The organism is Mesorhizobium sp. M8A.F.Ca.ET.207.01.1.1 (genome assembly GCF_004794715.1).
In the GTDB taxonomy this organism is placed as follows: domain Bacteria; phylum Pseudomonadota; class Alphaproteobacteria; order Rhizobiales; family Rhizobiaceae; genus Mesorhizobium.
In genome coordinates this window covers 195,479-217,853 of sequence record NZ_SRUS01000011.1, presented here as the reverse complement: position 1 = coordinate 217,853, position 22,375 = coordinate 195,479, and the positions used below count along the sequence as shown (strand labels likewise).

Annotated in this window: 20 protein-coding genes and 1 pseudogene; 11 read left to right on the top strand and 10 right to left on the bottom strand. The window is 64.3% G+C overall.

Annotation, left to right across the window (positions count from 1 at the left end):
• Window positions 1–144: 144 nt before the first annotated feature.
• Entirely contained in the window at window positions 145–4,932 is a 4,788-nt protein-coding gene (locus tag EN850_RS28005) for an NAD-glutamate dehydrogenase (protein ID WP_136092729.1), read from the bottom strand.
• Between the two features lie 137 nt (window positions 4,933–5,069).
• Between EN850_RS28005 and EN850_RS28000 the strand changes: the two genes are divergently transcribed.
• The 3 genes and pseudogenes from EN850_RS28000 (at window position 5,070) to EN850_RS27990 (ending at window position 8,118) form a co-directional block, all read left to right on the top strand.
• Window positions 5,070–5,633, top strand: coding sequence for a peroxidase-related enzyme (locus EN850_RS28000; RefSeq protein ID WP_136092728.1), 564 nt, complete (start codon window positions 5,070–5,072; stop codon window positions 5,631–5,633).
• A 139-nt stretch (window positions 5,634–5,772) separates the two neighbouring features.
• A pseudogene (locus EN850_RS37880) lies at window positions 5,773–7,592 on the top strand (aromatic amino acid ammonia-lyase).
• Window positions 7,593–7,791: 199 nt separating this feature from the next.
• Complete coding sequence (locus EN850_RS27990; protein ID WP_127278718.1) at window positions 7,792–8,118, top strand: YciI family protein; 327 nt, start codon at window positions 7,792–7,794, stop codon at window positions 8,116–8,118.
• A 9-nt stretch (window positions 8,119–8,127) separates the two neighbouring features.
• Here the strand turns inward: EN850_RS27990 and EN850_RS27985 are convergent, their stop codons facing one another.
• Window positions 8,128–8,742, bottom strand: coding sequence for a LysE family translocator (locus EN850_RS27985; RefSeq protein WP_127278719.1), 615 nt, complete (start codon window positions 8,740–8,742; stop codon window positions 8,128–8,130).
• Between the two features lie 399 nt (window positions 8,743–9,141).
• On the opposite strand from EN850_RS27985, the gene EN850_RS27980 reads away from it, so the two are divergent.
• Window positions 9,142–9,768 (top strand): DUF1062 domain-containing protein, encoded by a 627-nt coding sequence (locus tag EN850_RS27980; RefSeq protein ID WP_136092727.1) that lies wholly within the window; start codon window positions 9,142–9,144, stop codon window positions 9,766–9,768.
• A 58-nt stretch (window positions 9,769–9,826) separates the two neighbouring features.
• On the opposite strand, the gene typA is transcribed toward EN850_RS27980, so the two are convergent.
• Window positions 9,827–11,656: a translational GTPase TypA gene (gene typA, locus EN850_RS27975; protein ID WP_136092726.1), complete on the bottom strand. Its 1,830-nt coding sequence runs from the start codon at window positions 11,654–11,656 to the stop codon at window positions 9,827–9,829.
• A 197-nt stretch (window positions 11,657–11,853) separates the two neighbouring features.
• Here typA and EN850_RS27970 point away from each other — a divergent pair, with 197 nt between their 5' ends.
• Window positions 11,854–12,135, top strand: a complete 282-nt coding sequence (locus tag EN850_RS27970; protein ID WP_246689288.1) for a hypothetical protein — start codon at window positions 11,854–11,856, stop codon at window positions 12,133–12,135.
• A 69-nt stretch (window positions 12,136–12,204) separates the two neighbouring features.
• Here the strand turns inward: EN850_RS27970 and EN850_RS27965 are convergent, their stop codons facing one another.
• Complete coding sequence (locus EN850_RS27965; RefSeq protein WP_189591234.1) at window positions 12,205–13,488, bottom strand: MFS transporter; 1,284 nt, start codon at window positions 13,486–13,488, stop codon at window positions 12,205–12,207.
• A gap of 74 nt (window positions 13,489–13,562) precedes the next feature.
• Between EN850_RS27965 and EN850_RS27960 the strand changes: the two genes are divergently transcribed.
• Window positions 13,563–14,180, top strand: a complete 618-nt coding sequence (locus EN850_RS27960; RefSeq protein ID WP_127278722.1) for a TetR/AcrR family transcriptional regulator — start codon at window positions 13,563–13,565, stop codon at window positions 14,178–14,180.
• A 44-nt stretch (window positions 14,181–14,224) separates the two neighbouring features.
• Entirely contained in the window at window positions 14,225–14,818 is a 594-nt protein-coding gene (locus EN850_RS27955) for a hypothetical protein (RefSeq protein ID WP_127278723.1), read from the top strand.
• A 9-nt stretch (window positions 14,819–14,827) separates the two neighbouring features.
• Here EN850_RS27955 and ppa read toward each other — a convergent pair whose 3' ends face one another.
• From ppa to EN850_RS27920, 6 genes are all read right to left on the bottom strand, one after another.
• Window positions 14,828–15,361 carry an inorganic diphosphatase gene (gene ppa / locus EN850_RS27950; protein ID WP_136092724.1) on the bottom strand — a complete coding sequence of 178 codons (534 nt, stop codon included), beginning with the start codon at window positions 15,359–15,361 and terminating at the stop codon, window positions 14,828–14,830.
• A 189-nt stretch (window positions 15,362–15,550) separates the two neighbouring features.
• Window positions 15,551–16,057, bottom strand: coding sequence for a GNAT family N-acetyltransferase (locus EN850_RS27945; protein ID WP_127278725.1), 507 nt, complete (start codon window positions 16,055–16,057; stop codon window positions 15,551–15,553).
• 151 nt (window positions 16,058–16,208) lie between these two features.
• Entirely contained in the window at window positions 16,209–16,847 is a 639-nt protein-coding gene (locus tag EN850_RS27940; RefSeq protein WP_136092723.1) for a TPM domain-containing protein, read from the bottom strand.
• Between the two features lie 9 nt (window positions 16,848–16,856).
• Entirely contained in the window at window positions 16,857–17,750 is an 894-nt protein-coding gene (locus EN850_RS27935) for a YgcG family protein (protein ID WP_135916613.1), read from the bottom strand.
• A gap of 3 nt (window positions 17,751–17,753) precedes the next feature.
• A complete protein-coding gene (locus EN850_RS27930) occupies window positions 17,754–18,728 on the bottom strand; it encodes a YgcG family protein (protein ID WP_246689287.1) in 975 nt (324 codons plus the stop codon).
• A 40-nt stretch (window positions 18,729–18,768) separates the two neighbouring features.
• Window positions 18,769–19,407, bottom strand: coding sequence for a LemA family protein (locus tag EN850_RS27920; RefSeq protein WP_127280912.1), 639 nt, complete (start codon window positions 19,405–19,407; stop codon window positions 18,769–18,771).
• A 163-nt stretch (window positions 19,408–19,570) separates the two neighbouring features.
• Here EN850_RS27920 and EN850_RS27915 point away from each other — a divergent pair, with 163 nt between their 5' ends.
• The 4 genes from EN850_RS27915 (at window position 19,571) to EN850_RS27900 (ending at window position 22,360) form a co-directional block, all read left to right on the top strand.
• Window positions 19,571–19,822 carry a hypothetical protein gene (locus tag EN850_RS27915; protein WP_136092722.1) on the top strand — a complete coding sequence of 84 codons (252 nt, stop codon included), beginning with the start codon at window positions 19,571–19,573 and terminating at the stop codon, window positions 19,820–19,822.
• 13 nt (window positions 19,823–19,835) lie between these two features.
• A complete protein-coding gene (gene pdxY, locus EN850_RS27910; RefSeq protein WP_136092721.1) occupies window positions 19,836–20,720 on the top strand; it encodes a pyridoxal kinase PdxY in 885 nt (294 codons plus the stop codon).
• Window positions 20,717–21,508 carry a DUF429 domain-containing protein gene (locus tag EN850_RS27905; protein WP_136092720.1) on the top strand — a complete coding sequence of 264 codons (792 nt, stop codon included), beginning with the start codon at window positions 20,717–20,719 and terminating at the stop codon, window positions 21,506–21,508. Before pdxY ends, EN850_RS27905 begins: the two co-directional genes overlap by 4 nt.
• 207 nt (window positions 21,509–21,715) lie before the next feature.
• Entirely contained in the window at window positions 21,716–22,360 is a 645-nt protein-coding gene (locus EN850_RS27900) for a carbonic anhydrase (protein WP_136092719.1), read from the top strand.
• Window positions 22,361–22,375 lie beyond the last annotated feature (15 nt).

Sequence of the window (22,375 nt, the reverse complement as noted above, 5' to 3'; positions counted from 1 at the left end):
ATTGACGGTTGTAGCCGGAGGGGCAGCGGGCGACTTCGCCAAGCCTCGGGCCGGATGGCCATCCGGCCCGAGGCTCAGTCGCTTCCATCGCACAAAAATCATCTCGTGCAGATACAAGGGGCGGCGCCGGCGTTTCGGAGATGCTCACATCCCCGTCAAATCGCTCATCAGTCCCGACGCGACCGACAGCCGCGACACGGTGATGTCGCCGCCTTCGGTCAGCGCCTGCAGCCGCTCGCGGATGCGCGCCACCCGCTCGCCGCCCGCTTCCAGCCAGGCCGCCACCGGATCCGCGGCCTTGGCATGGCCGGTGAGCGCGGCCACCGCGATGCCGCGCCGCGCCGCGCCGATCGTGTCGGTGGCGCGGGACAGAGCGAGTTGATCATAATAGTCCGATGGCGTGATCGAGCGCGCCGCATCCTCGACGCGTGGGATGCGGAAGGCATCGCTGACGGCGAAGAACGCCTTGGCGGCCGCGACGATATCGGCACCGGCGGTGCGCGCCGTCAGCGCGATGTCGGGAATGAGCTCCGCCGCCTCGCTCATCGCCAGCTGCTCGGCGAGCTTTTCCGGAGCGCCCGCCTTGAACAGCCCGTGCCGCTTCTCCTCGATCCGCTCGCGCGAAAAAGCCGGCAGCAGCGATACCAGTTTGGGCTCCAGCGCCTTGCGTGCATCCTGCAGTTCGGCGATGCGTTGGCCAAGCGATGCCGTGCCGGCATCGTTCTTCAGATACCAGCCGCTGCTCATATAGATAAGCCGGCTCACCATCTGGTAGAGATCGAGCTGCACCTGGCCGTCGATCTGGTTATCCAGCGCGTCGATCTCGCGATAGAGCGCCGGCAGCGCAAAGCCGTCGCGCACCAAGGCGAAGGTGCGCACCACGTCGGCGGCGGTGCGCCCCGTCGCTTCCTGCAGCCGGTTGACGAAGGATGGGCCGCCGCGATTGACCAGATCGTTGGCGAGTACTCGGGCGATGATCTCGCGGCGCAGCCGGTGGCCATGAATCTCGGAAGCGTATTTCTTCGCCATCCGGTCCGGGAAATAGCCCATCAGGTCGCGGTCGAAATGGGCATCATCCGGCACGTCGCTGGCGACGATGTCGGAAAACAGCACGATCTTGGCATAGGCGAGCAGCACGCCGAGTTCGGCCCGGGTCAGCGGCTCGCCGCGCGCCTCGCGCTCGGCAAGGGCCGCCGGCGACGGCAGCGTCTCGACCACGCGATCGAGCAGGCCACGCGCCTCGAGCGCGGTCATGAAGCGGCTTTGATGCGCGATGTCGGCGAGGCCGCGCTTGCGGGCGATCGAAAGCGCCAGCGTCTGCTGGTAGTTGTTGGACAGCACCAGGCCGCCGACCTCGTCGGTCATCTCGGCCAGCAGCTTGTTGCGCGCCGGGCGCGTCAGCGATCCCTTGCGCATGGCCGACGCCAGCGCGATCTTGATGTTGACCTCGACGTCGGAGCAGTTGACGCCGCCCGAATTGTCGATGGCGTCGGAATTGCAGCGGCCGCCATTCATGCCGAACTCGATGCGTGCCCGCTGGGTGACGCCGAGATTGGCACCCTCGCCGATCACCTTGGCGCGGACGTCGAGCGCCGTGATGCGGATGGCATCGTTGGCGCGGTCGCCGACCTCGGCATTGGTTTCGGTCGATGCCCTGAGATAGGTGCCGATGCCGCCGAACCACAAGAGATCGACGGGCGCCTTGAGGATGGCGGTCATGATCTCGACCGGCGTGGCGGTCGTCTTGGCGAGGCCGATCGCGGCCGCCGCGGCAGCCGGCAAGGTGATCGACTTCTGGCTGCGCGAGACGATGACGCCGCCTTCCGACAGCTTGGTCTTGTCATAGTCCTGCCAGCTCGAACGCGGCAACGCGAACATCCGCTCGCGCTCGGCCATCGAGGCAGCCATGTCAGGATCGGGATCGATGAAGATGTCGCGATGGTCGAAGGCTGCGATCAGCCCCGTCTTCGGCGACAACAGCATGCCGTTGCCGAACACGTCGCCCGACATGTCGCCGACACCGACGACGGTGAAGGGCGAGGTCTGGATGTCGCGGTTCATCTCGCGGAAATGCCGCTTGACCGCTTCCCAGGCGCCCTTGGCGGTGATGCCCATCTTCTTGTGGTCGTAGCCGGCCGAACCGCCGCTGGCGAAGGCATCATCGAGCCAGAAGCCATGCTTTTCCGAGATGGCGTTGGCGGTGTCGGAGAAGGTTGCCGTGCCCTTGTCGGCGGCGACGACGAAATAGGGATCGTCCTGGTCGCGGCGCACGACACCGGCCGGCGGAATGACACCGTCCAGCCCGATATTGTCGGTGATCGACAAAAGGCTGGAGACGAAGTTCTTGTAGGCGGAGGTGCCGGCCTCGAAGATGGCGTCGCGTCCGGCGCTCATCGGCAGTTTCTTGGGATAGAAGCCGCCCTTGGCACCGACCGGCACGATGACGGCGTTCTTGACCTGCTGCGCCTTGACCAGGCCGAGCACTTCGGTGCGGTAGTCCTGGGCGCGGTCCGACCAGCGCAGGCCGCCGCGTGCGACCGGGCCGAAGCGCAGATGCAGGCCTTCGACCTCGGAACCGTAGACGAAGATTTCCCGCCATGGCCGCGGCGCCGGCAATCCCTCGACCGCTTGCGACTCGAGCTTGATCGCCAGCGACTGGCCTTTCTCTTTCGTATCGGCAACGAAATGATTGGTGCGCAGCGAGGCTTCGATCAGGTTCAGGTAGCGCCGTATGATCGTGTCGTCGTCGATGTTGGGGACATCTTCGAGCGCATCCTTGATCTTGGCCTTGAGGTGCTTGGCCGCCACCACGCCTTCCGTTTCCGCCGTCGGGCCGAGGCGGGCGATGAACAGGTCATGCAGGCCGCGCGCGATTTCGGGATAGCGGTTGAGGGCGGCGGCGATGAAATCCTGGCTCTGCGGAATGCCGACCTGCTGCAAATAGCGGCCATAGGCCCGCAGGATGGTAATCTCGCCCGACCACAGGCCGGCGGTTTGCGCAAGGCCGTTATAGCCGTCATTGTCGACGTCGCCGCGCCACACCGACAGGAACGCGTCCTCGAACAGCGCGCCGCCGTCGGCGAGGTCTATTCGCGCGCCGTAGCTGTTCTCCAGCTCCATGTCGTGGATGAAGACCATCCCGGAGGCTTGGTCGCCGACTGCGAAAGTCCGCTCGCTGATGACGCGGAAGCCGATGTTCTCCAGCACCGGAACGCGCCGCGACAACGCCACCGGACTGCCATGGTGATAGATTTTCAGCGCCGCCTGCTGCGGTTTCTGCCCGGTATGGCGGTAATAGTCGATGGCGATCGGATTGCTGGCGCTGATCTTGGCGATGCGCCCGGCATCGGCCAGCGCCACCGCCGCGCTGAACGAATCCCGGTAGCTTTCCGGCAGCCGCGCGGCGATGGCTTTCAACGCCGGGTCGCTGCCGTCGGCTTCGGCCGCATCGGCAAGCGCATCTTCCCAGGTGCGCACGATGTCGCGGATCGCCGCCTCGATCGTAGCCTGCTCGACCTTCGGCGTCTTGCCGCCGGACCGGCCGATGATGAAGTGCACACGCGCCAGCCCGCCTTCGGGGAAGGCCGGATAATAGGCCGACAGCCGGCCCTCGAATACGGTTTTCAGATAGGCGCCGATCTTCTCGCGCACGACGCTGTCGTAGCGGTCGCGCGGCACGAAGACGAGGATCGACACGAAACGATCGAACTGGTCGGCACGCACCAGCGCCCGCACGCGCGGCCGCTCGATCAGCCCGAGAATGGCAGCGGCATGCTTGCGCAGGATCGGCACCGGCACCTGGAACAGCTCGTCACGCGGATAGCTTTCCAGCACGTTGATCAGCGCCTTGCCGGAGTGATCGTGGCGGTCGAAACCCGACTTGGCGATGATGGTTTCGGCCTTGGACCTGAGATACGGGATCTTCATCACCGAGCGCGTGTAGGCGGTCGAGGTGAACAGGCCGACGATGCGCAGTTCGCCCGCCAACGTGCCCTTGGCGGTGTAGGTTTTGACGCCGATATAGTCGAGATAGATGCGCCGGTGCACCAAGGACTTGGCATTGGCCTTGGTGACGATCAGCGGCTCCGGTCCGTGCAGGAAAGCGCGGATTTCCGGTGTCGTCGTCACTGCCTCGGTGCCGCGCCTCAGCACCAGCACGTCCGGGTCGGTCAGGATGCCGAGGCCGGGTTTTTCGGAGCGCTCCAGATTGCCGCTTTCCTCGCCGCCGATGTACTTGAATTCACGCATGCCGAGGAAGGTGAAATTGTCGTCGCGCAGCCACTCCAGGAAGGCGATGGCCTCGGCGACGCTCTTCTTGTCGAGCGGCACCGCAGAATAGCGGAATTCGGAGATGGCCTGATCGAGCCGGGCGAGCATCGGCCGCCAGTCGTTGACCGCGGCGTGGACCTGGCCAAGCATCTTGCGCAACCGCTCGGCCAAGCCATTTGCCTGTGCTGACGTCAACCGGGGAATGTGCACATGGATCACGCTCAGCCGGTCGTGGCTGCCGTCGTCCTTGGCGAAATTGCCGTCGCCGAGGATTTCGTCGACTCCCGTTTTGCCATGGCGAACCGTGATCACCGGATGGGTGACCAGGGTCGGTCCCCCTGATGTCTCCGTGACTTCGCCGAGGATGGAATCGAACAGGAACGGCATGTTGTCGTTGACGACCGTGATGACCGTCACCGGGCGGCCTTCGCGAACGACGCCCGAATCGGCTTCGACGGCGACGACGCACTCACCCTTTTTGTGGCCGGCGACCGCCTTGCCGGCGAGATCGGCGGCGCGTTCGAGGTCGGCCACGTCGTAGGCGGCGATATCCTCAGCCGGCGCGCGGGCGAGCAGATAGTCGGCAAGCCTGGCCGGTCTGTCCTCCGTCTTCGCCGCCATTGCGTTCTTCTTCGACTTAGCTGCGGACTTCACGCTGGCCATGACGCTTCTTCCCTCCCGTCGCATGCTTTTGCGACTATGGTAGCAGATGACCGCTGTTTGGCGACAAAGGTTTGACGGCTTGCCAAGAATTATCGGAATTCGGCGGCAGGCCATCGCGTGACGAGGAGAAATGATCCATGACCGGCAAAATCACCGCGCTTGACCTGGCCCCGGCAGAGCCGAGCGAACCGACAAAAGCCTATTTCGCCAAATGCGAGGAGAAGCTCGGCCTCGTCCCCAACGTCCTCAGGGCCTATGCCTTCGACGACAAGAAGCTGCGCGCCTTCACCGATATGTACAATGATTTGATGCTGGGCGAATCCGGCCTGTCGAAGCTGGAACGCGAGATGATCGCGGTCGCCGTCTCCTCCATCAACCACTGCTACTATTGCCTGACCGCGCATGGCGCGGCGGTGCGCCAGCTCTCGGGCGACCCCTTGCTTGGCGAGATGATGGTGATGAATTTCCGCGCCGCCGACCTTTCGCCGAAGCAAACGGCGATGCTCGAATTCGCCGTCAAGCTGACCGAAGAACCGGCCAGGATCGTCGAGGGCGACCGTGCGGCGCTGCGCCAGGTCGGATTCAGCGACCGCGACATCTGGGACATCGCCTCGACCGCGGCCTTCTTCAACATGTCGAACCGCGTCGCGGCGGCAATCGACATGCGGCCCAACGACGAATACCACGCTATGGCGCGATAGGGCCACGCGCGCTGCACCGTCAGTCCTGCTCTCATCAAGCGTTGACAGGCGAATGCAGCCAGTTAGTTTTCCGGGAAACAAAATTTCCGAGGGGTGAAACTTCGTGCCCGAGGCTAACGCTTCGAGAATAGGAGCCCTTATGCTTGAGCGAATTGCCCAACCCCGGATTTTTCTCTGCGCCCTGACCATGACACTGGCGCTCGCCACCCCACCCGCTCATGCCTTCGAGGCAGCGACCACCTATCAGCCCATTTTCGAGACCGCGGCAGCCAAGACAGTAACGTTGACCGGGCATGACCTGACTATCGATCAGGTCATCGACATCGCCCGCAACGGCGCCAAGGTCGAGCTTAGCCCGGAAGCGCTGCAGCGCTCGGCGGATGCCTATGGCCTGCTGCTCGAGGGTGCGGCCGAAGGTATCACGATCTACTGGTTCAACCGTGGCGCCGGCGATCAGCGCGAAACGGTGATCTTCTCCGGCGATCCGACGACGCCGGAAAACAGCAAGCTCCTCAAGGAGCAGCAGCTCGCCCGCTTCAAGGGCGGGGTCAACAGAGGCTACGGGCCGGAACTGCAGGAAGAAGCGCTGGTGCGCGCGATCATGGCGATCCGCGCCAACACCATGTCCTACGAAGCCGCCAGCCCGCAGCTGACGCATATGCTTGTCGACATGCTGAACAAGCGGGTGACGCCGGTGGTGCAATCGCGCGGCACGCTCGGCGAAGGCGACCTCGCGACACTCGGCAATATCGGCGCGACGATGGTCGGCGAGGGCGAGGCCTATTTCAACGGCACACGCATGCCCGCCTCCCAGGCCCTCTCCCAGGCCGGCCTGAAGCCGCTCGAACCCTTCGCCGCCGACCAGGCCGCGCTGATCAGCACCAATGCCTATGCCCAGGCGCAAGCCGTGCTCTTGCTCGAGGACGCGCGAAAACTGCTGGAATGGACCGACCTCAGCTACGCCATGGGGCTCAACGGCATGAACTCCAGCGTGACGCCGATATCGGTGCCGGTGCAATCCATGCGGCCTTACCCGTGGCTGACATGGGACGCGGCGAGATCATGGACATGATCAAGGGCAGCTATCTCTTCGACGAGGATCCGGCCCGCATCATCCAGGACCCGGAAAGCATGCGCGCCTCCAGCCAGCGCCAGGGCTCGGCCTGGCATGCCTGGGCGGATCTGCGCCAATCCGTGCTGCTTTCGATCAATTCGTCGGATCACAATCCGGCCATCCTGCCGGGCCTGACGCCGCAGAGCTCGCCGGAGCTGAGCACGCCGCAATTCATGAAATATTACATCAAGGGCGGGCCGCTGAGTAACGGCAAGTCCGGCTATATCTTCTCCAACGCCAACTGGGATCCCTATCCCATGGCCAATCAGGTCGAGGCTTTTACCATCTCGCTGACCAATCTTGGCGTCGCGGTGGCGCAGCGCGTCGAGCGCTTCCGCAACCCCTTCTTCACCGTGGTCAAGCCGGCCGATGTGCTGAAGCCCGAAGAGCGCAAGGACATCCCGACCTTCGACGGCTATCTGCCGACCGATCTCTGGCAGGAGCTGGCCGACCTCGGCACCCCGGTGACGCCGAATGGCCAAGCGATCGTCGCCACCGTCGAGGACCTGGAAGCGCAAACCCGCATCAAGACGCAACGCGCGCGTGAGGCGGTCGACGTGTCGTTCCACCTGCTGGCGCAGGACCTGTTGACGGCAAGCTATTGGATGGAAATCCGCAAGGCGCAGAACCCGCAGCGGAAATTCGGCGCGGCGCCAACCGCGGCACTCGAGGCGCTGCGCCAGGTAATCCCCTGGCATCAGGCGGCATCGGAACGGCAAAAGCGGCCGCTCGGCATGGTCGCCTACGATTTCATGCAGGAGAACCCGGCTTCGAAATTCTATTCCGGCGGGCCGCTGGCCCCGAAGAGTGCTTCACTTCCGACGGCCGGCGTTCTGCCCAACTGATGAAGCTTGCCGCAAGGCGGTATTCCAGGAGCCGGCGCGCCACCCTTCAGAATGGCAGGAGGGCGCAAGGCGATCACCTCGCGGCAGCACGAATATCAGCGATTGGGTATTTTCGTTGCCCACTCGTCATTTTGGTCCGATGATCGGCATGCGGCATGACCGCGTGCCGGTTCGATGCCGCTCATCAAGGGAGGAGAACATGGCGAAGTTTCTCTACGTCTATCACGGCTCCGGCAAGATGCCGACGAGCGACTCCGAGCGAAAGGCGATGACCGACGCCTGGACAGACTGGTTCGGAAAACTCGGCTCGGCCGTGGTCGAGCGCGGCAATCCTGTCGGCATGTCGAAGACGGTGCTGCCCGGCGGCAAGGTCGAAAACAATGGCGGCAGCAACCCGACCGGCGGCTACTCGATCATCGAGGCCAGGGATATCGACGAAGCCGCCGAGAAGGCCAAGGGCTGCCCGATGCTGGCCATGCCAAACTGCAACGTCGAGATCGCCCCCATCATCAACATGATGGGCTGACGGGTCGCCTCAAGAGCGCGCCGCGATGGCCGCCGCGGCACCGGCCATCGTCGTGGCGCTGACGCGGTTGGCGATCTTCATGGCGCGCTTGCTCCTGAGCAGTTTGCGCGCCTGCGAGGCGGCGAGCACCCAGGCGAGATCGATGGCGATCAGCACCACCGCCATGGTCGCCGTCAGTTCGACCCAGCCGACGAGACTGACCGAAGCGAGGTCGATGATGGTCGGCAACAGCGCCAGGTAGAACATCATGATCTTGGGATTGCCGAGCGTGACAGCCATGCCGGCGAAGAAAAGCTTCGCCGGCGAGTCTTCACGCGGCATCTCGCCCTCCTTGGCATCGACGGGCGCCGTCCACATCTTCCAGGCGAGGTAGGCGAGATAGGCGACGCCAGCCCATTTCACCGCGACGAAAGCGAGATGGAAGGTCTGCGCCACCACGGCAAGCCCGAACACCGCCAGCGAAAGCCAGATGCCTTCGCCGATCCACATGGCAAGCAGGAACGGGAACACGTCGCGAAAGCCCTTCGAAATGACGCGTGCGACGAGCGCCGCGATCGATGGACCGGGCGAACCGGCGGCCACGAACAAGGCGGCGGCGAAGATCAGGAGCGAGGTGAGGTGCATGGCGAGGGTCTCTGTCTGGCAACCTTTGAAGCCTGACACTAGCGCAAGCGATCGAGCTGCGGTAGCGCCGACAAAATGACGCTTGTCCGCGCGGCGTCACGCCGCTAGAAGGGCCGCCGCGAAACAATTTCGAGCTTCACTTTGCCTCAGTAACCGCCGGTCTCGTCAACTCCCCCGACACACCTGCATGGCGCCGCATCAGCAGTGCCTGTTTATTTTTCATGTGTTCCTCTGGGCGGCGGTTCGAGACCGGTTTGGCACTGCTGAACCGCTGTCGCGCGCTTTTCGCCCAGCGACACCTGACTTCACGATCTCCGCAGCCACCCGCCACGCCGCGCCCGCACGGGCATCTCGACATCGCCGACCGGATGAACTTCCCGACGGGAAGGACTTACCGGCATGTCTTCTATCCTGCGCATCCACTGGACGATCGCGCCTGAAATCGCACCGCGCCCATTGATCAACTGCAATCGCTGCGGCGGCGTGAAAGCCTATCGCTGCAGCGGGAAATTCCGCGTCAACGCCAATGGCAAGCGCATCGACGTCTGGCTGATCTATCGTTGCGCCGACTGCGACAATTCCTGGAATTTCGGCATTTTCGAACGCTGCAACCGCCGTGACATCGAGCCGGCGCTGCTCGCGGCGCTCGAGAGCAACGATCCGGAGCTGGCACGTCGCCATGCCTTCGACATCGTCGCCCTGCGCGACCAGGTTGGGCGCGTCGAGGAATTCCCTGATGCCGCCGTGCGCAAACAGGTGATCGGCGGGATGAAGCAGGGCGCGACGGCGCTGGAACTCCGGCTGGGTTTGGAAGTGCCGATATCGCTGAGGCTCGACCGCTTGCTGGCCAGCGAATTCGGCATCTCGCGATCGCGGCTCCAGGCGCTGGAGGAGCGACGGCTGCTGGTCGTTGATCCCGAGGGGAGCAAAGCCCTTCGCAAGCCAGCCCGCGAGGGGACGACGATCCGCGTCAATCTTGCCAGCGAACCAGATCGGCAGGCCATCATCCTGGCCGCTGGGGGATGAAAAAGGGGTGAGGCACCGATGTGCCTCACCCCTTCCGTCAGTTCCGTAAAATGGAAAATTACGCCGCGCCGACCGCCTTCGACGACTTCTCGAAGCGCTTGCGCTCGTTCGGGTCGAGATAGAGCTTGCGCAGGCGAATAGTCTTCGGCGTCACCTCGACCAGCTCGTCGTCCTGGATCCAGGCCAGCGCGCGCTCCAGCGTCATGCGGATCGGCGGGGTGAGCTTGACCGCTTCATCCTTGCCGGCGGCGCGGATGTTGGTCAGCTTCTTGCCCTTCAGCACGTTCACTTCGAGGTCGTTGTCCCTACTGTGGATGCCGATGATCATGCCCTGATAGACCTTGACGCCCGGATCGATGACCATCGGGCCACGGTCTTCCAGGTTCCACATGGCGTAGGCGACCGACTCGCCCTGCTCGTTGGAGATCAGCACGCCGTTGGTGCGGCCGGGCAATTCGCCCTTGTAGGGCTCGTAGGCATGGAACAGCCGGTTCATCACGGCGGTGCCGCGCGTGTCGGTCAACAATTCCGACTGGTAACCGATCAGGCCGCGCGTCGGCGCGTGGAAGACGATGCGCTGGCGGTTGCCGCCCGAGGGCCGCAGCTCGACCATTTCGGCCTTGCGCTCCGACATCTTCTGCACGACGACGCCGGCATGCTCCTCGTCGACGTCGATGACGACTTCCTCGACCGGCTCCAGCAATTCGCCGTTCTCGCCCTTCTGCATGACGACGCGTGGACGCGAGACGGCGATTTCGAAGCCTTCGCGGCGCATGGTCTCGATCAGCACGGCGAGCTGCAATTCGCCACGTCCGGAGACGAAGAACGAATCCTTGTCGGGCGATTCCTCGATCTTCAGCGCGACATTGCCTTCGGCCTCGCGCAGCAGCCGGTCGCGGATGACGCGGCTGGTCACCTTGTCGCCTTCGGTACCGGCGAGCGGGCTGTCGTTGACGAGGAAGGACATGGTCACGGTCGGCGGGTCGATCGGCTGCGCATGCAGCGCCTCGGTCACCGCCAGGTCGCAGAACGTGTCGGCGACGGTCCCCTTGGACAGGCCGGCAATGGCAACGATGTCACCTGCCTGCGCCTCTTCGATCGGCTGGCGCTCGAGGCCCCGGAAAGCAAGGATCTTCGAAATGCGGCCGGTTTCGATCTGGGTGCCATCATTGTGCAGCACCTTGACCGCCTGGTTCGACTTCAGCGTGCCGCTCTCGATGCGGCCGGTGATGATGCGGCCGAGGTACGGGTTGGCTTCCAGGATGGTGCCGATCATGCGGAACGGGCCGGGATGAACGGTCGGCGCCGGGACATGCTTGATGACGAGGTCGAACAGCGGCGCAAGCTGCTGGTCCTTCGGGCCTTCGGGATTTTCCGACACCCAGCCGTCGCGGCCCGAACCATAGAGGATCGGGAAGTCGAGCTGCTCGTCGGTGGCATCGAGCGCGGCGAACAGGTCGAACACCTCGTTGACCACCTCGACATGGCGGGCGTCGGGACGGTCGATCTTGTTGATGACGACGATCGGCTTCAAACCGACCTTCAGCGCCTTGCCGACGACGAACTTGGTCTGCGGCATCGGCCCTTCGGCGGCGTCGACCAGCACGATGGCCGAATCCACCATCGAGAGGATGCGCTCGACCTCACCGCCGAAATCGGCGTGGCCGGGGGTGTCGACGATGTTGATGCGGGTGTCCTTCCAGTCGACCGAGGTCGCCTTGGCCAGGATGGTGATGCCGCGTTCCTTTTCGAGGTCGTTGGAATCCATGGCGCGCTCGGCGACGCGCTGGTTGTCTCGGAAAGACCCGGATTGCTTCAAAAGCTGGTCGACCAGGGTGGTCTTTCCATGGTCGACGTGCGCGATGATCGCGATATTACGGAGGTTCATGATTCTGGTCTCGGAAGCGTTGCAGGCAGCAGGCCAAAGGCGCTGCCTCTTTCGGTTGCGCGGCTCATACAGGGTTTTTCGCAGTTGCGAAAGGGGAAGCGCGACACCAAATACTCATCAAATCTTAAGCATCTGCGTGTGAAATGATTTTGTTAACCAAGGCGGGAACCTTTGAGGGCCCGGACAGTTCGAACGTCATGACCGATAAACTCAACCGATTTTGGCCGCTGATCGCGTCCGTCGCCTTTGCCGTCCTGCTGGCGGCCAATGCCGCGCAATCAGCCGCGACGCTGAAGGAAGCGCGTGCCGTCCTGCCGGCTGACGCGCCTTCCGCGCAACAGGCCTTTGCCGACGCACCCGATGGCGTCGACCCGGTGGTGACCGGCCCGGTCAGCGCCGCCTTCAAGCAGAGACAGGCCAGCGCCAATTGTGATGCGGCGGTTTGGCCCAACATTCCGATGGTCTGCTATCCCGACTGAAAGTTCGCGCCGTTCCGCGAAGCTGCCGATCTCCCCCTCGTGGGAAGATCGGCCATTCTGCCTGCCGCCTCAAGCCGGCTGCGGTTCCGGATCGAAAGCCGGCCGGCTGGTGTTGATCAGGAGCGAAATACAGGCGGCGGCGATCGCCGTCATGCCGGCAATCAGGAACGCCAGTTCGTAATTGCCCTGCAGTTCGCGCATCGTACCGCCGAAGGCGGCGGCGGTGGCGGCACCCACCTGGTGACCGGCGACGATCCAGCCGAACACGATCGGCCCGCTACGGTCGCCGAAGGCTTCGTTGGCGAGCCGCAGTGTCGGCGGCACGGTGGCGATCCAGTCGAGACCATAGAGCACCGCGAAGATGATCAGGCTGGTCGCCGAGAAGCCGGAATAGGGCAGGTAGATGAGCGAGAGACCACGCACCGCGTAGTAGACGCCAAGCAGCTTGCGCGGGTCGTAACGGTCGGTGAGCCATCCTGACAGCGTCGTGCCGATCAGGTCGAAAATGCCCATCATCGACAACAGGCCGGCCGCTTGCACCTCGCCGATGCCCATGTCGCCGCAGAACGGGATCAGATGTGTGCCGACGAGACCGTTGGTGGTGAAGCCACAGACGAAGAAGGTGGCGAACAGGTACCAGAACACCCGCGTGCCGGCGGCCCGGCGCAACGTGTTGAGCGTATGCGCCAGGAAGTTGCCTTGTGACGCGGGCGAAGTCGGCGGCACATCATCCGGCTCTGCGCCATAACGCACCATGCCGATCGAGGCCGGGCGCTCCGGCACCAGCAGCCAGACCAGAGGGATCAACGCCGCGGTCGCGATCGCGACGGCGATGACGACAGGCTGCCAGCCGCCTGCCTGCGCAAGCGAGGCGATCAGCGGCAGGAAAATCAGCATGCCGGTGGCACTGGAGGCCGACATCAGCCCCATGACAAGGCCGCGATTGGTCTTGAACCAGCGGTTGACGATGGTGGCACCCAGCACGCTGGCGACGGCGCCGGATCCGATGCCGGAAAAAACGCCCCAGGTGATGAACAGATGCCAGGGCTTGGTCATCAGCAGGCTGAGCCCGGTCGAAGCCGACATCACCACCAGCGACGCAAGCAGCGTGCGGCGCAGCCCGATGCGTTCCATAAGCGCTGCGGCGAACGGACCGGTCAGCCCATAGAGCAGGATGCCTACGCCTGCGGCCAATGAAATGACGTCGCGCCGCCAGCCGAAGCTGTTTTCCAGCGGCAGCATCATGACGGACGGCGCGGAGCGCAGGCCGGCCGCGATCAGCAGGCAGAGGAAGATGACGCCAACCACGACAAAAGCGTAGCGCTGGCCAAAGGGACGGGATTGAGCTATCATGTTACTGACCGGTACGTTGCAAGGTGGGAGTATGTATACGTACCGATCGGTAACATTGTCAATCGAGTCCCATGATGCCAAGCGACAAAAATATTGAACTGACCATCAGCGACGGTCATGCGTCGGCGCCACCCAAGGCCGCCAAGAAGATCCTCGACGTGGCCTATGACCTGTTCTACCGGCGAGGTATCAGGGCGATCGGTGTCGACGAGATCGTCAAGCGCGCCGGCGTCACCAAGCCGAGCCTCTATCGCAGCTTTCCCTCCAAGGACGAACTGGCCGCCTCCTACCTCAGGCAATACGATCTTGAATACTGGGAGCGTTTCGATGAGGCGGTTGCCGCCAATCCCGGGGACCCTCGTGCGCAGATCAAGGCTTTCCTGACCCGCATCGGCAAGCGAACGCAGGTGGCGGACTATCGCGGCTGCGGCATGACCAATGCGGCGGTCGAATATCCCGACCACAGCCATCCGGCCCGCGTCGTCAGCGAGGCCAACAAGCAGGAATTGCGCCGCCGCCTGCGCGCCATGGCGGCTGCGATGGGCGCGCATGATCCTGACACGCTGGGCGACGGGCTGCTGCTGCTCATCGAAGGCGCCTATATCAGCGGCCAGCTGTTCGGCCTCGGCGGACCGGCACAGTCGGTCGCCCGCAACGCCGACCTGCTGATCGAGGCGAGCTTGAAGAAATAGCGATTGGCGATACGCTGGGACGACCGCCAACGGAGATCCCCGCGATGCGCAGCCTGTTGATCCCGCTCATCCTCGCCGGCCTCTGCCAGGCGGCACAAGCCGGCGAGATATCCAGCGCCTACACCGACCTCGACTGGAAGAAGGACTGCGTGACCTATGCGCAGGCCGAGCAGGGCGACGGCGATTGGGCCGACCTCGCCTGCTCCGGCTATCGAGGCTATTCCGTGCTGATCGGATATGACGACGCCCGCGAATCGCTGTTCTACGGTTTTCCGCCCGGCGGCGACATGACGTCCGCCTGGGAAAGTTTTTCGGCCTTCAATTCGTCCGGGGCCAAGGTCGAGTGGCGCATCGAAACCAATGGCGACAAGGCGGTGCCATTCGCGGTCATCCACCGCCGCTCGATCAGCAATCCCGAGGACGAGACCAGGAAGACCGAGGTGCTGCTCGTCGCCAAGGTCGCCCAGATGGACGCCCGTGACGGCTGCACCGTCGGCCTGGTGCTGGCCACCGGCAACCCTACCGCCAACGACCAGGCGCGCAAGATCGCCGACGAGAAGGCGAAAGGCTTCGCCTGCGGCAAGGACAAGCGCGTGGTGATCGGCGACGTGCCGGCTTTCGGCCGGGTTGATAACTGACCGCTCGAGCTAGTTGCTCGCCTTTGCCCGTGCAACCGCGTCGATGATCATCCTCTTGGCGTATTTGGAATCGTGCCAGCCTTCGATCTTGACCCATTTGCCGGGCTCGAGATCCTTGTAGTGCTCGAAGAAGTGTTGCACCTGCTGGCGCGTGATGTCGGGCAGCTGCGTGTATTCGGTGATGTTCTCGTAGCGCAGTGTGAGCTTCGGTGACGGCACCGCGATGATCTTCTCGTCCTGGCCGGCATTGTCTTCCATGATCAGCACGCCGATCGGCCGCACATTGATGACGCAGCCCGGCACCAGCGCACGCGTGTTGCAAACCAGCACGTCGATCGGGTCGCCGTCGCCCGACAGCGTGTGCGGCACGAAGCCGTAATTGCCGGGGTAGCGCATCGAGGTGTGCAGGAAGCGGTCGACGAACAGCGTGCCGGCCTCCTTGTCCATCTCGTACTTGATCGGCTCGCCGCCGATCGGCACCTCGATGATGACGTTGACGTCCTCAGGCGGATTCTTTCCAGTGGCTATGGCTTCGATGCGCATGGCTTTTGTCCCTCTCTCGATTGGCAGGAGATAGCGGGCGGCGCAAAATGGTGCAATGCGGCGAATGGTGCTTACATGCATCCGGCGGGACGCGATGGCGTTCGGCGCGTTCAATCATCGGCACAAGATGTTTCAGCGTCGTGATTTACGTGAGCCCGGGACTTCGCCTTCCGCGATCGTGCCCGGCAGTCACTCCCAGACGAAGGCGACCTTCTTCAGCGCCTTCTGCTCGAAAATCTCGACCCCTTCGGCGATGTCGCGTCCGCCGGCACCTGCGTAGAAGGCGAGTGCGTTCTGGTTGTCTTCCAGCGCCCACACCACCATGCCCTTCAGCCCATGGTCGGCAAGCCGCGCCCTGGCCGCTGAAAACAGCCGCCTGCCCAGCCCGATGCCCTGATATTCCGGGCGCAGGTACAATTCGTAGATCTCGCCTTGCTGCTTGAGCTCCTTGGCGCGGTTCTTGCCGATCGTCGCATAGCCGGCAATCGTGCCGCCGATCTCGACGACCAGCACGGTCGCCGCGCGGCGTATGGCATTCGCCCACCAGTCGGTTCCCCGGCGGTTGATCATCGACGTCAGCGTGCGGTGCGGGATGATGCCGCTATAGGCGCCGCGCCAGGCTTCCAGGTGCACCTCGGCAATGGCGCCGGCATCGCGCGGGTCTGCCTTCCGAATATCGATCGTCAGCGTATTCATGATTTGTTAACCATAAACCCGCATCGGCCGATTGCAAGAGTCCGGGGCGGCCCGCCAACCGCTTTCTACATCCGATCCTGACATTGCCGAAATTGGATAAGCCCCGTCCCGAAATGGGCCGGATCGGCAGGGTGGGCGTCTGCCGGCAGACTCAGATTTCGACCAGATGGTCGTCCAGTTCGTTGGTATCGCCCGGCGTAACAGGGAAATGCTCGGCCAGCACCGCCCCCACCTGCTCGATCGCCTTGACGAAGCCGTCGGCGAGCCGGTCGTCCCCGGCATGGGCGGTCAGGTCACGCACCACTCCGTCCCAGACTTGTTGGCCGACCTTGGCGTCGACGCCTGAATCGGCCACCACCTCGGCGTAGCGCTCGGCGATCGAGACGAAGATCAGCACGCCGGTGCGCGCCGTGGTGCGGTGAACGTTGCGGGCGAGAAACTGTTTGACCGCATTGGCGTGCGCTGCCTGATAGCGCAGCCGGCGTGGCACCATGTGGATGCGCAGGCCGGGCAGCGTCCACAGCAGGGCCAGCACGCAGGCCAGCGCCAGCAACTCGGCAATGACGAAATGCGGCAGGCGGATGGTGAGCCACCAGGCTTCCAGCCCATAGGCGACGGCAAGGCTGACGATCAGCATCCCGAGGGTCGCCATCAGCGCGGCGGGGGCGAAATAACCGTCGCTGGCATGCGCCACGACGCAATAGATCTCGCCATCGGTTTGCGCTTCGGCGGCACGGATCGCAGCGGCGATGCGCTCATGATCCTGCGGGCTGATCGGTCGTGTTGCCATGATCTTGTCTCACCAGCTTCCTGAAGAACCGCCACCGCCGGACGAGCCGCCGCCGCCCGAAAACCCGCCGCCGCCGCTGCTTGACCCCGAGGACCACCCGCCGCCGGAACTGCCCGAGGACCAGCCGCCGCCCGACGACCCCGTCGTCCAGCCGCTGCTGCCCGTGGATCCGCCCGCTCCCTGGCCATAGCGAAACGTCATCCCCAGCCATCTATACACGCCCGGCGACAGCTTCGTGCCGAACATCGGCGGCAGGAATGCCATTGCCAGGCCACCGAAGAACATCGTCGCCCACAGGATCAGGAACACGGCGACGATCGGGTCCATGGAAGTGCTGCTGTCGGCGGGATTGCGGCGGCCGCGCGCCTCCAGTTCCTCGGGATTGCCTTCCAGCACCATGACCATGTCGTCGACGGCCTTGGAGATGCCGCCGGAGAAATCGCCGGCACGGAACGCCGGCACCATGTCGTTCTCGATGATCAGCTTGGTATGCAGATCGGTCAGCGTGCCTTCCAGCCCATAGCCGACCTCGATGCGCATCTTGCGGTCGTTTGGCGCGACCAGGAGCAGGACGCCGTTGTTCTCCTTGGCCTGGCCGAGCTTCCAGAAGCGGAACAGCCGGTTGGCGTAGGGTTCGATCTCCTCGCCGTCGAGACTGGGGATGGTGGCGACGACGATCTGATCCGAGCCCTTGGTTTCGAAGTCCGCCAGCTTCTGCGTCAGCGCGGCCTTGGTCGCGGCATCGATAATGCCGGCATTGTCGACCACACGGCCGGTGAGAGCCGGAAGATCGGCGGCCACGGCGGCGATCGAGGCAAGCAGCAGGGACGCCAGTGTGATTAAGGCCAGGCGCAATCCCGTGGCGCATCGGCCGGGCATCGATGGGACGGCGGCTCTTACCATGGCCTACCAGCTTCCCGAGGAGCCGCCGCCGCCGGACGAACCGCCGCCGCCCGAAAAGCCGCCACCCCCGCCACCCGAAGACCAGCCGCCGCCGGAGCTTCCGGACGACCAGCCGCCCCCGGATGAGGACCGCCGGTGCGGCTCGAAGGTCATGCCCAGCCAGCGATAGCGTCCGGGCCCGAGCTTCTGGCCGAAGATCGGCGGCAGGACCGAGGCCGCGATGCTGCCGAAGAAAATGATCGCCCAGATGCTGATGAAGACGGCGAAGAACAGGTCGTCGGCATTGAACGGCGCCTGCTCGTTGCGCTTGCCACGCGCCTCCAACTCCTCCGGATTGCCCTCCAGCACCATGATCATGTCATCGACGGCCTTGGAGATACCGCCCGGGAAATCGCCAGCACGGAACGCCGGCACCATGTCGTTTTCGATGATCAGCTTGGTGTGCAGGTCGGTCAGCGTGCCTTCGAGCCCATAGCCGACCTCGATGCGCATCTTGCGATCGTTCGGCGCGACCAGGAGCAGGACGCCGTTGTTCTCCTTGGCCTGGCCGAGCTTCCAGAAGCGGAACAGCCGGTTGGCGTAGGGCTCGATCTCCTCGCCGTCGAGGCTGGGGATGGTGGCGACGACGATCTGGTCCGAGCCCTTGGTTTCGAAGTCGGCGAGTTTTTGGGTCAGCGCCGCACGTGTGCCGGCATCGATGATGCCGGCATTGTCGACGACGCGACCCGTGAGGGCTGGCAGATCGGCGGCGAAGGCGCTTAGGGGGAGGAGAAGGAAACCGAGAAGAAACCCAAGAAGAGTGAGGTACGCGCGAGGCGCCCCTCTCTGTCCTGCCGGACATCTCCCCCACGAGGGGGGTGATTGGCGGCTTGACCGCCGGCTCTCCCTTTTAGGCGTTGGAGATTGGCGAAAGCCAACGCGACATGTGATCTCCCCACTCGTGGGGGAGATGTCCGGCAGGACAGAGGGGGGCGCCACGGAACGCAATGCTTTCAGGCCCCGCGAAACAATGGCCCGTTCACCCGCCCTGCTTCGTGCCGAAATCGACCTTCGGCGGCTGCATCTTGTCTTCGTCGACGGTGAAGTTGGCGAAGGGCTCGTTGCCGCGGAACCAGAAGGTCGCCCACAGCACCGACGGGAAGGTCTTCAGCGTCAGATTGTAGTCCCTGACGGCCTGGATGTAGTCGCGCCGCGCCACCGCGATGCGGTTCTCGGTGCCTTCGAGCTGTGCCTGCAGCGCCAGGAAATTCTGGTTGGCCTTGAGGTCGGGATAGGCCTCCGACACCGCGATCAGCCGCGACAGCGCGCTGGTCAGCCCTGCCTGGGCATCCTGGAACTTCTTGAGCGCTTCCGGATCCTTCAGCGTTTCCGGCGTCACCGTGATCTGCGTCGCCTTGGCGCGCGCCTCGACCACCGCGTCAAGCGTGTCCTTTTCATGCGAAGCATAGCCTTTGACCGTCTCGACCAGATTGGGGATGAGATCGGCGCGGCGTTGATACTGATTCAACACCTCGCTCCATGCCGCCCTGGCGTTTTCTTCCGCCGTCGGGATGGTGTTGTAGCCACAGCCGGCAAGCAGCGGCAGCACGATCGCCATCATCAGGAAGGCGGGCAGCGTGCGGAATGTCGATGGTCGAGCAAGGCGCTGGGCAAGCATGATGGGGTCCCTCGATAGAAGTTGCAGGCGAAGCATTACCACAATCGGCGCGCAAGAAAACGGCCTCGACCTCTGGAGCAGGCTCTGCGTGAATCGGGCCCGCGCAAGGCCCTGTGATTGGGTCCGCGAACGCGATAAGGTCCGATCAGAACGGGACATCATCATGGCGCAACGCCAGAACAGCGACAGCGAATCGCGCCGTATCCTCCAGCGCGTCGCGCAGGAGACCGATCCGGCCGGCAACTCTTTCGTGGCACGGACGACAAAAGGCATGCGCGACCACGTCTCCGCGGCCGATGCCGATCGCTCGGATCCGATCGAAGTCTGGGGCACGCGCGTTGGCCGGATACTCGGACTGCTTCTGGCGCTGGGCCTGATGGTCTGGCTCGTGCTTTTCCTCACCCGGGGCAGCTAGGAATCAAGAAACAATGAGCGCCGAAAAAGCCGACGCGCCGCGCGCGGTCATCGTCATTTCCAGCCATGTCGCCCGTGGCTCCGTCGGCAACCGCGCCGCCGTCTTCGCGCTGGAGACCTTGGGCTTTCCGGTGTGGGCGGTGCCGACAATCATCCTGCCCTGGCATCCTGGACATGGCCGCGCCACCCGCATCGTGCCGCCGCTCGACCAGTTCAAGGCGCTGATGGCCGATCTGGAGCGCGCGCCGTGGCTCGGTGAAGTCGGTGCCGTGCTCTCCGGTTACCTCGGCGAGGCCGGCCAAGCCGAGGCGGTCGCCTCGCTGGTCGCCGCGGTCAAGGCCAGGACGCCTGACGCCGTCTATATCTGCGATCCGGTGATGGGTGATTCCGGCGGCCTCTATGTGCCCGAGCCCACTGCCGCCGCCATGCGCGACCGCCTGATGCCGATCGCCGACATCGCCACCCCCAACCGCTATGAGCTGGAATGGATGGCCGGCGCGCCGCTGCCCGACCTGAAATCGGTGATCTCGGCGGCGCTCCATGCCGGACCGTCGACCATGCTGGTCACCTCGGCACCGTCGATGATTTCAGGCGGCACCGGCAATTTGCTGCTCGACGGCACCCAGGCGCTGCTCGCCGAACACCGCCTGATCGACAAGCCGCCGAACGGCCTGGGCGATCTGACGGCGGCGGTCTACCTGGCGCGCATCCTTTCCGGCCAGCCGGCGATCAAGGCGCTGCAATCGACCACGGCGGCGGTCTACGAGATCCTGGCGCGCACGGCCAAGCGCGGCGGCGACGAATTGCAGCTCGAAACCGATGCGCAGAGCCTGTCGCACCCGATGGCCATGGTCCAGCTTCGCCACCTGACGCATCCGGGGCGGGACCGCCGGGCGTGACCCCCGCCGAAATCGTGCTCGTCGGCGCCGATGGCTGCAAGGCCGGCTGGATCGCCGTGCTGCACGAACCCGGTTCGACACCTCGTGACGCCAGCCCCGCGCCTTCGGTCGATGTCTTCCCCACATTCGCTGCCCTGCTGGCGGCGATCCCCGATGACGCGATCGTCGCCGTCGACATGCCGATCGGCTTGCCGGAATTTTCGCAAGAGGGCGGGCGCGGACCGGAAGCGCTGGTGCGGCCGCTGCTCGGCGCGCGCCAGTCCAGCGTCTTTTCGATCCCGTCCCGCGCCGCGCTCTATGCCGACACCTGCGGCTTCACCACGATCGAAGCCTGGTACGCCGCGCATCGCAGCGCAAGCGAGGTGGCCAGGACCACATCCGATCCACCGCGCGGCGTTTCCATCCAGGCCTTCGGCATCTTCTCCAAGATCCGTGAAATAGACGCGTTGCTGATCGCGCAGCCCGAACTGCGCGGCCGCGTCTTCGAATCGCATCCGGAAGTCGCCTTCTGCCGCCTGAATGGCGACCAGGCCATGCTGTTGCCGAAGAAGATCAAGGGCAGTGTCAACCCGGCCGGCATGGCGGAGCGCAAGGCACTGCTTTGCCGGCATGGCTATGAAATGGATTTCCTCGACCAGCCGCCGCCACGTGGTGCGGCCGCCGACGATTTCGTCGATGCGGCGGCGATGGCGCTGATCGCCGGCCGCATCGCCAGCGGCAAAGCAAAACCGTTTCCCGACCCGCCGCTCGCTGACGGTTTTGGCATACCGGTCGCCATCTGGGCATGACAATGTCGGCGGGCGTCACGCTTTTGGCGCATGGCATTTATGGCCAGCCCCTACAATTCTGCATTGCTCGCAGCGGGCTTTTGCCGTTAGAGCCTTTCCTCGACCGCAGCGTATCGGCCCGAAAGCCGGAATCGGCTTTCGGAAAGCACGATGCGTAAACAAAATAGCAGAGCTGCCGCCTCCAACCCGGAAAGGCCTTAGCCGCCCATGCCTCATCTTCCCGAACACCTCCTCGCCGGCTACCGCAATTTCATGAACGGCCGCTACCTCACCGAGAGCGGCCGCTATCGCGAGCTCGCCCGCGAAGGCCAGGCGCCCGAGACCATGATCGTCGCCTGTTGCGACTCGAGATCCGCGCCCGAGGCGATCTTCGACGCCGGGCCCGGCGAACTCTTCGTGCTGCGCAATGTCGGCAATCTGGTGCCGCCTTACGAGCCGGACGGGGAATTCCATTCGACCTCGGCCGCGCTCGAATTCGCCGTGCAGAGCCTCAAGGTCAAGAACATCGTCGTCATGGGCCACGGTCGCTGCGGCGGCATCCGCGCCGCGCTCGACACCAATTCCGCGCCGCTGTCTCCCGGCGACTTCATCGGCAAGTGGATGAGCCTGATCGCGCCGGCCGCGGAAACCGTGGCCGCAAGCACGATGATGACGGCGACCGAGCGCCAGACGGCGCTCGAACGCATCTCGATCCGCTATTCCATCGCCAACCTCAGGACTTTCCCGTGCGTCTCGATCCTCGAGGGCAAGGGGCGGCTGTCACTGCACGGGGCCTGGTTCGACATTTCGACCGGCGAGCTCTGGGCGATGAACAAGGAGACCGGCGATTTCGAGCGGCCGGTGCTGGAATGAACGGGGCCCGCGCCA

Bases quoted from the DNA above. Each gene is read 5' to 3' on its own strand.
- EN850_RS28005 (WP_136092729.1), bottom strand. From the start codon at position 4,932: ATGGCCAGCGTGAAGTCCGCAGCTAAGTCGAAGAAGAACGCAATGGCG.
- EN850_RS28000 (WP_136092728.1), top strand. From the start codon at position 5,070: ATGACCGGCAAAATCACCGCGCTTGACCTGGCCCCGGCAGAGCCGAGC.
- EN850_RS27990 (WP_127278718.1), top strand. From the start codon at position 7,792: ATGGCGAAGTTTCTCTACGTCTATCACGGCTCCGGCAAGATGCCGACG.
- EN850_RS27985 (WP_127278719.1), bottom strand. From the start codon at position 8,742: ATGCACCTCACCTCGCTCCTGATCTTCGCCGCCGCCTTGTTCGTGGCC.
- EN850_RS27980 (WP_136092727.1), top strand. From the start codon at position 9,142: ATGTCTTCTATCCTGCGCATCCACTGGACGATCGCGCCTGAAATCGCA.
- typA (WP_136092726.1), bottom strand. From the start codon at position 11,656: ATGAACCTCCGTAATATCGCGATCATCGCGCACGTCGACCATGGAAAG.
- EN850_RS27970 (WP_246689288.1), top strand. From the start codon at position 11,854: ATGACCGATAAACTCAACCGATTTTGGCCGCTGATCGCGTCCGTCGCC.
- EN850_RS27965 (WP_189591234.1), bottom strand. From the start codon at position 13,488: ATGATAGCTCAATCCCGTCCCTTTGGCCAGCGCTACGCTTTTGTCGTG.
- EN850_RS27960 (WP_127278722.1), top strand. From the start codon at position 13,563: ATGCCAAGCGACAAAAATATTGAACTGACCATCAGCGACGGTCATGCG.
- EN850_RS27955 (WP_127278723.1), top strand. From the start codon at position 14,225: ATGCGCAGCCTGTTGATCCCGCTCATCCTCGCCGGCCTCTGCCAGGCG.
- ppa (WP_136092724.1), bottom strand. From the start codon at position 15,361: ATGCGCATCGAAGCCATAGCCACTGGAAAGAATCCGCCTGAGGACGTC.
- EN850_RS27945 (WP_127278725.1), bottom strand. From the start codon at position 16,057: ATGAATACGCTGACGATCGATATTCGGAAGGCAGACCCGCGCGATGCC.
- EN850_RS27940 (WP_136092723.1), bottom strand. From the start codon at position 16,847: ATGGCAACACGACCGATCAGCCCGCAGGATCATGAGCGCATCGCCGCT.
- EN850_RS27935 (WP_135916613.1), bottom strand. From the start codon at position 17,750: ATGGTAAGAGCCGCCGTCCCATCGATGCCCGGCCGATGCGCCACGGGA.
- EN850_RS27920 (WP_127280912.1), bottom strand. From the start codon at position 19,407: ATGCTTGCCCAGCGCCTTGCTCGACCATCGACATTCCGCACGCTGCCC.
- EN850_RS27915 (WP_136092722.1), top strand. From the start codon at position 19,571: ATGGCGCAACGCCAGAACAGCGACAGCGAATCGCGCCGTATCCTCCAG.
- pdxY (WP_136092721.1), top strand. From the start codon at position 19,836: ATGAGCGCCGAAAAAGCCGACGCGCCGCGCGCGGTCATCGTCATTTCC.
- EN850_RS27900 (WP_136092719.1), top strand. From the start codon at position 21,716: ATGCCTCATCTTCCCGAACACCTCCTCGCCGGCTACCGCAATTTCATG.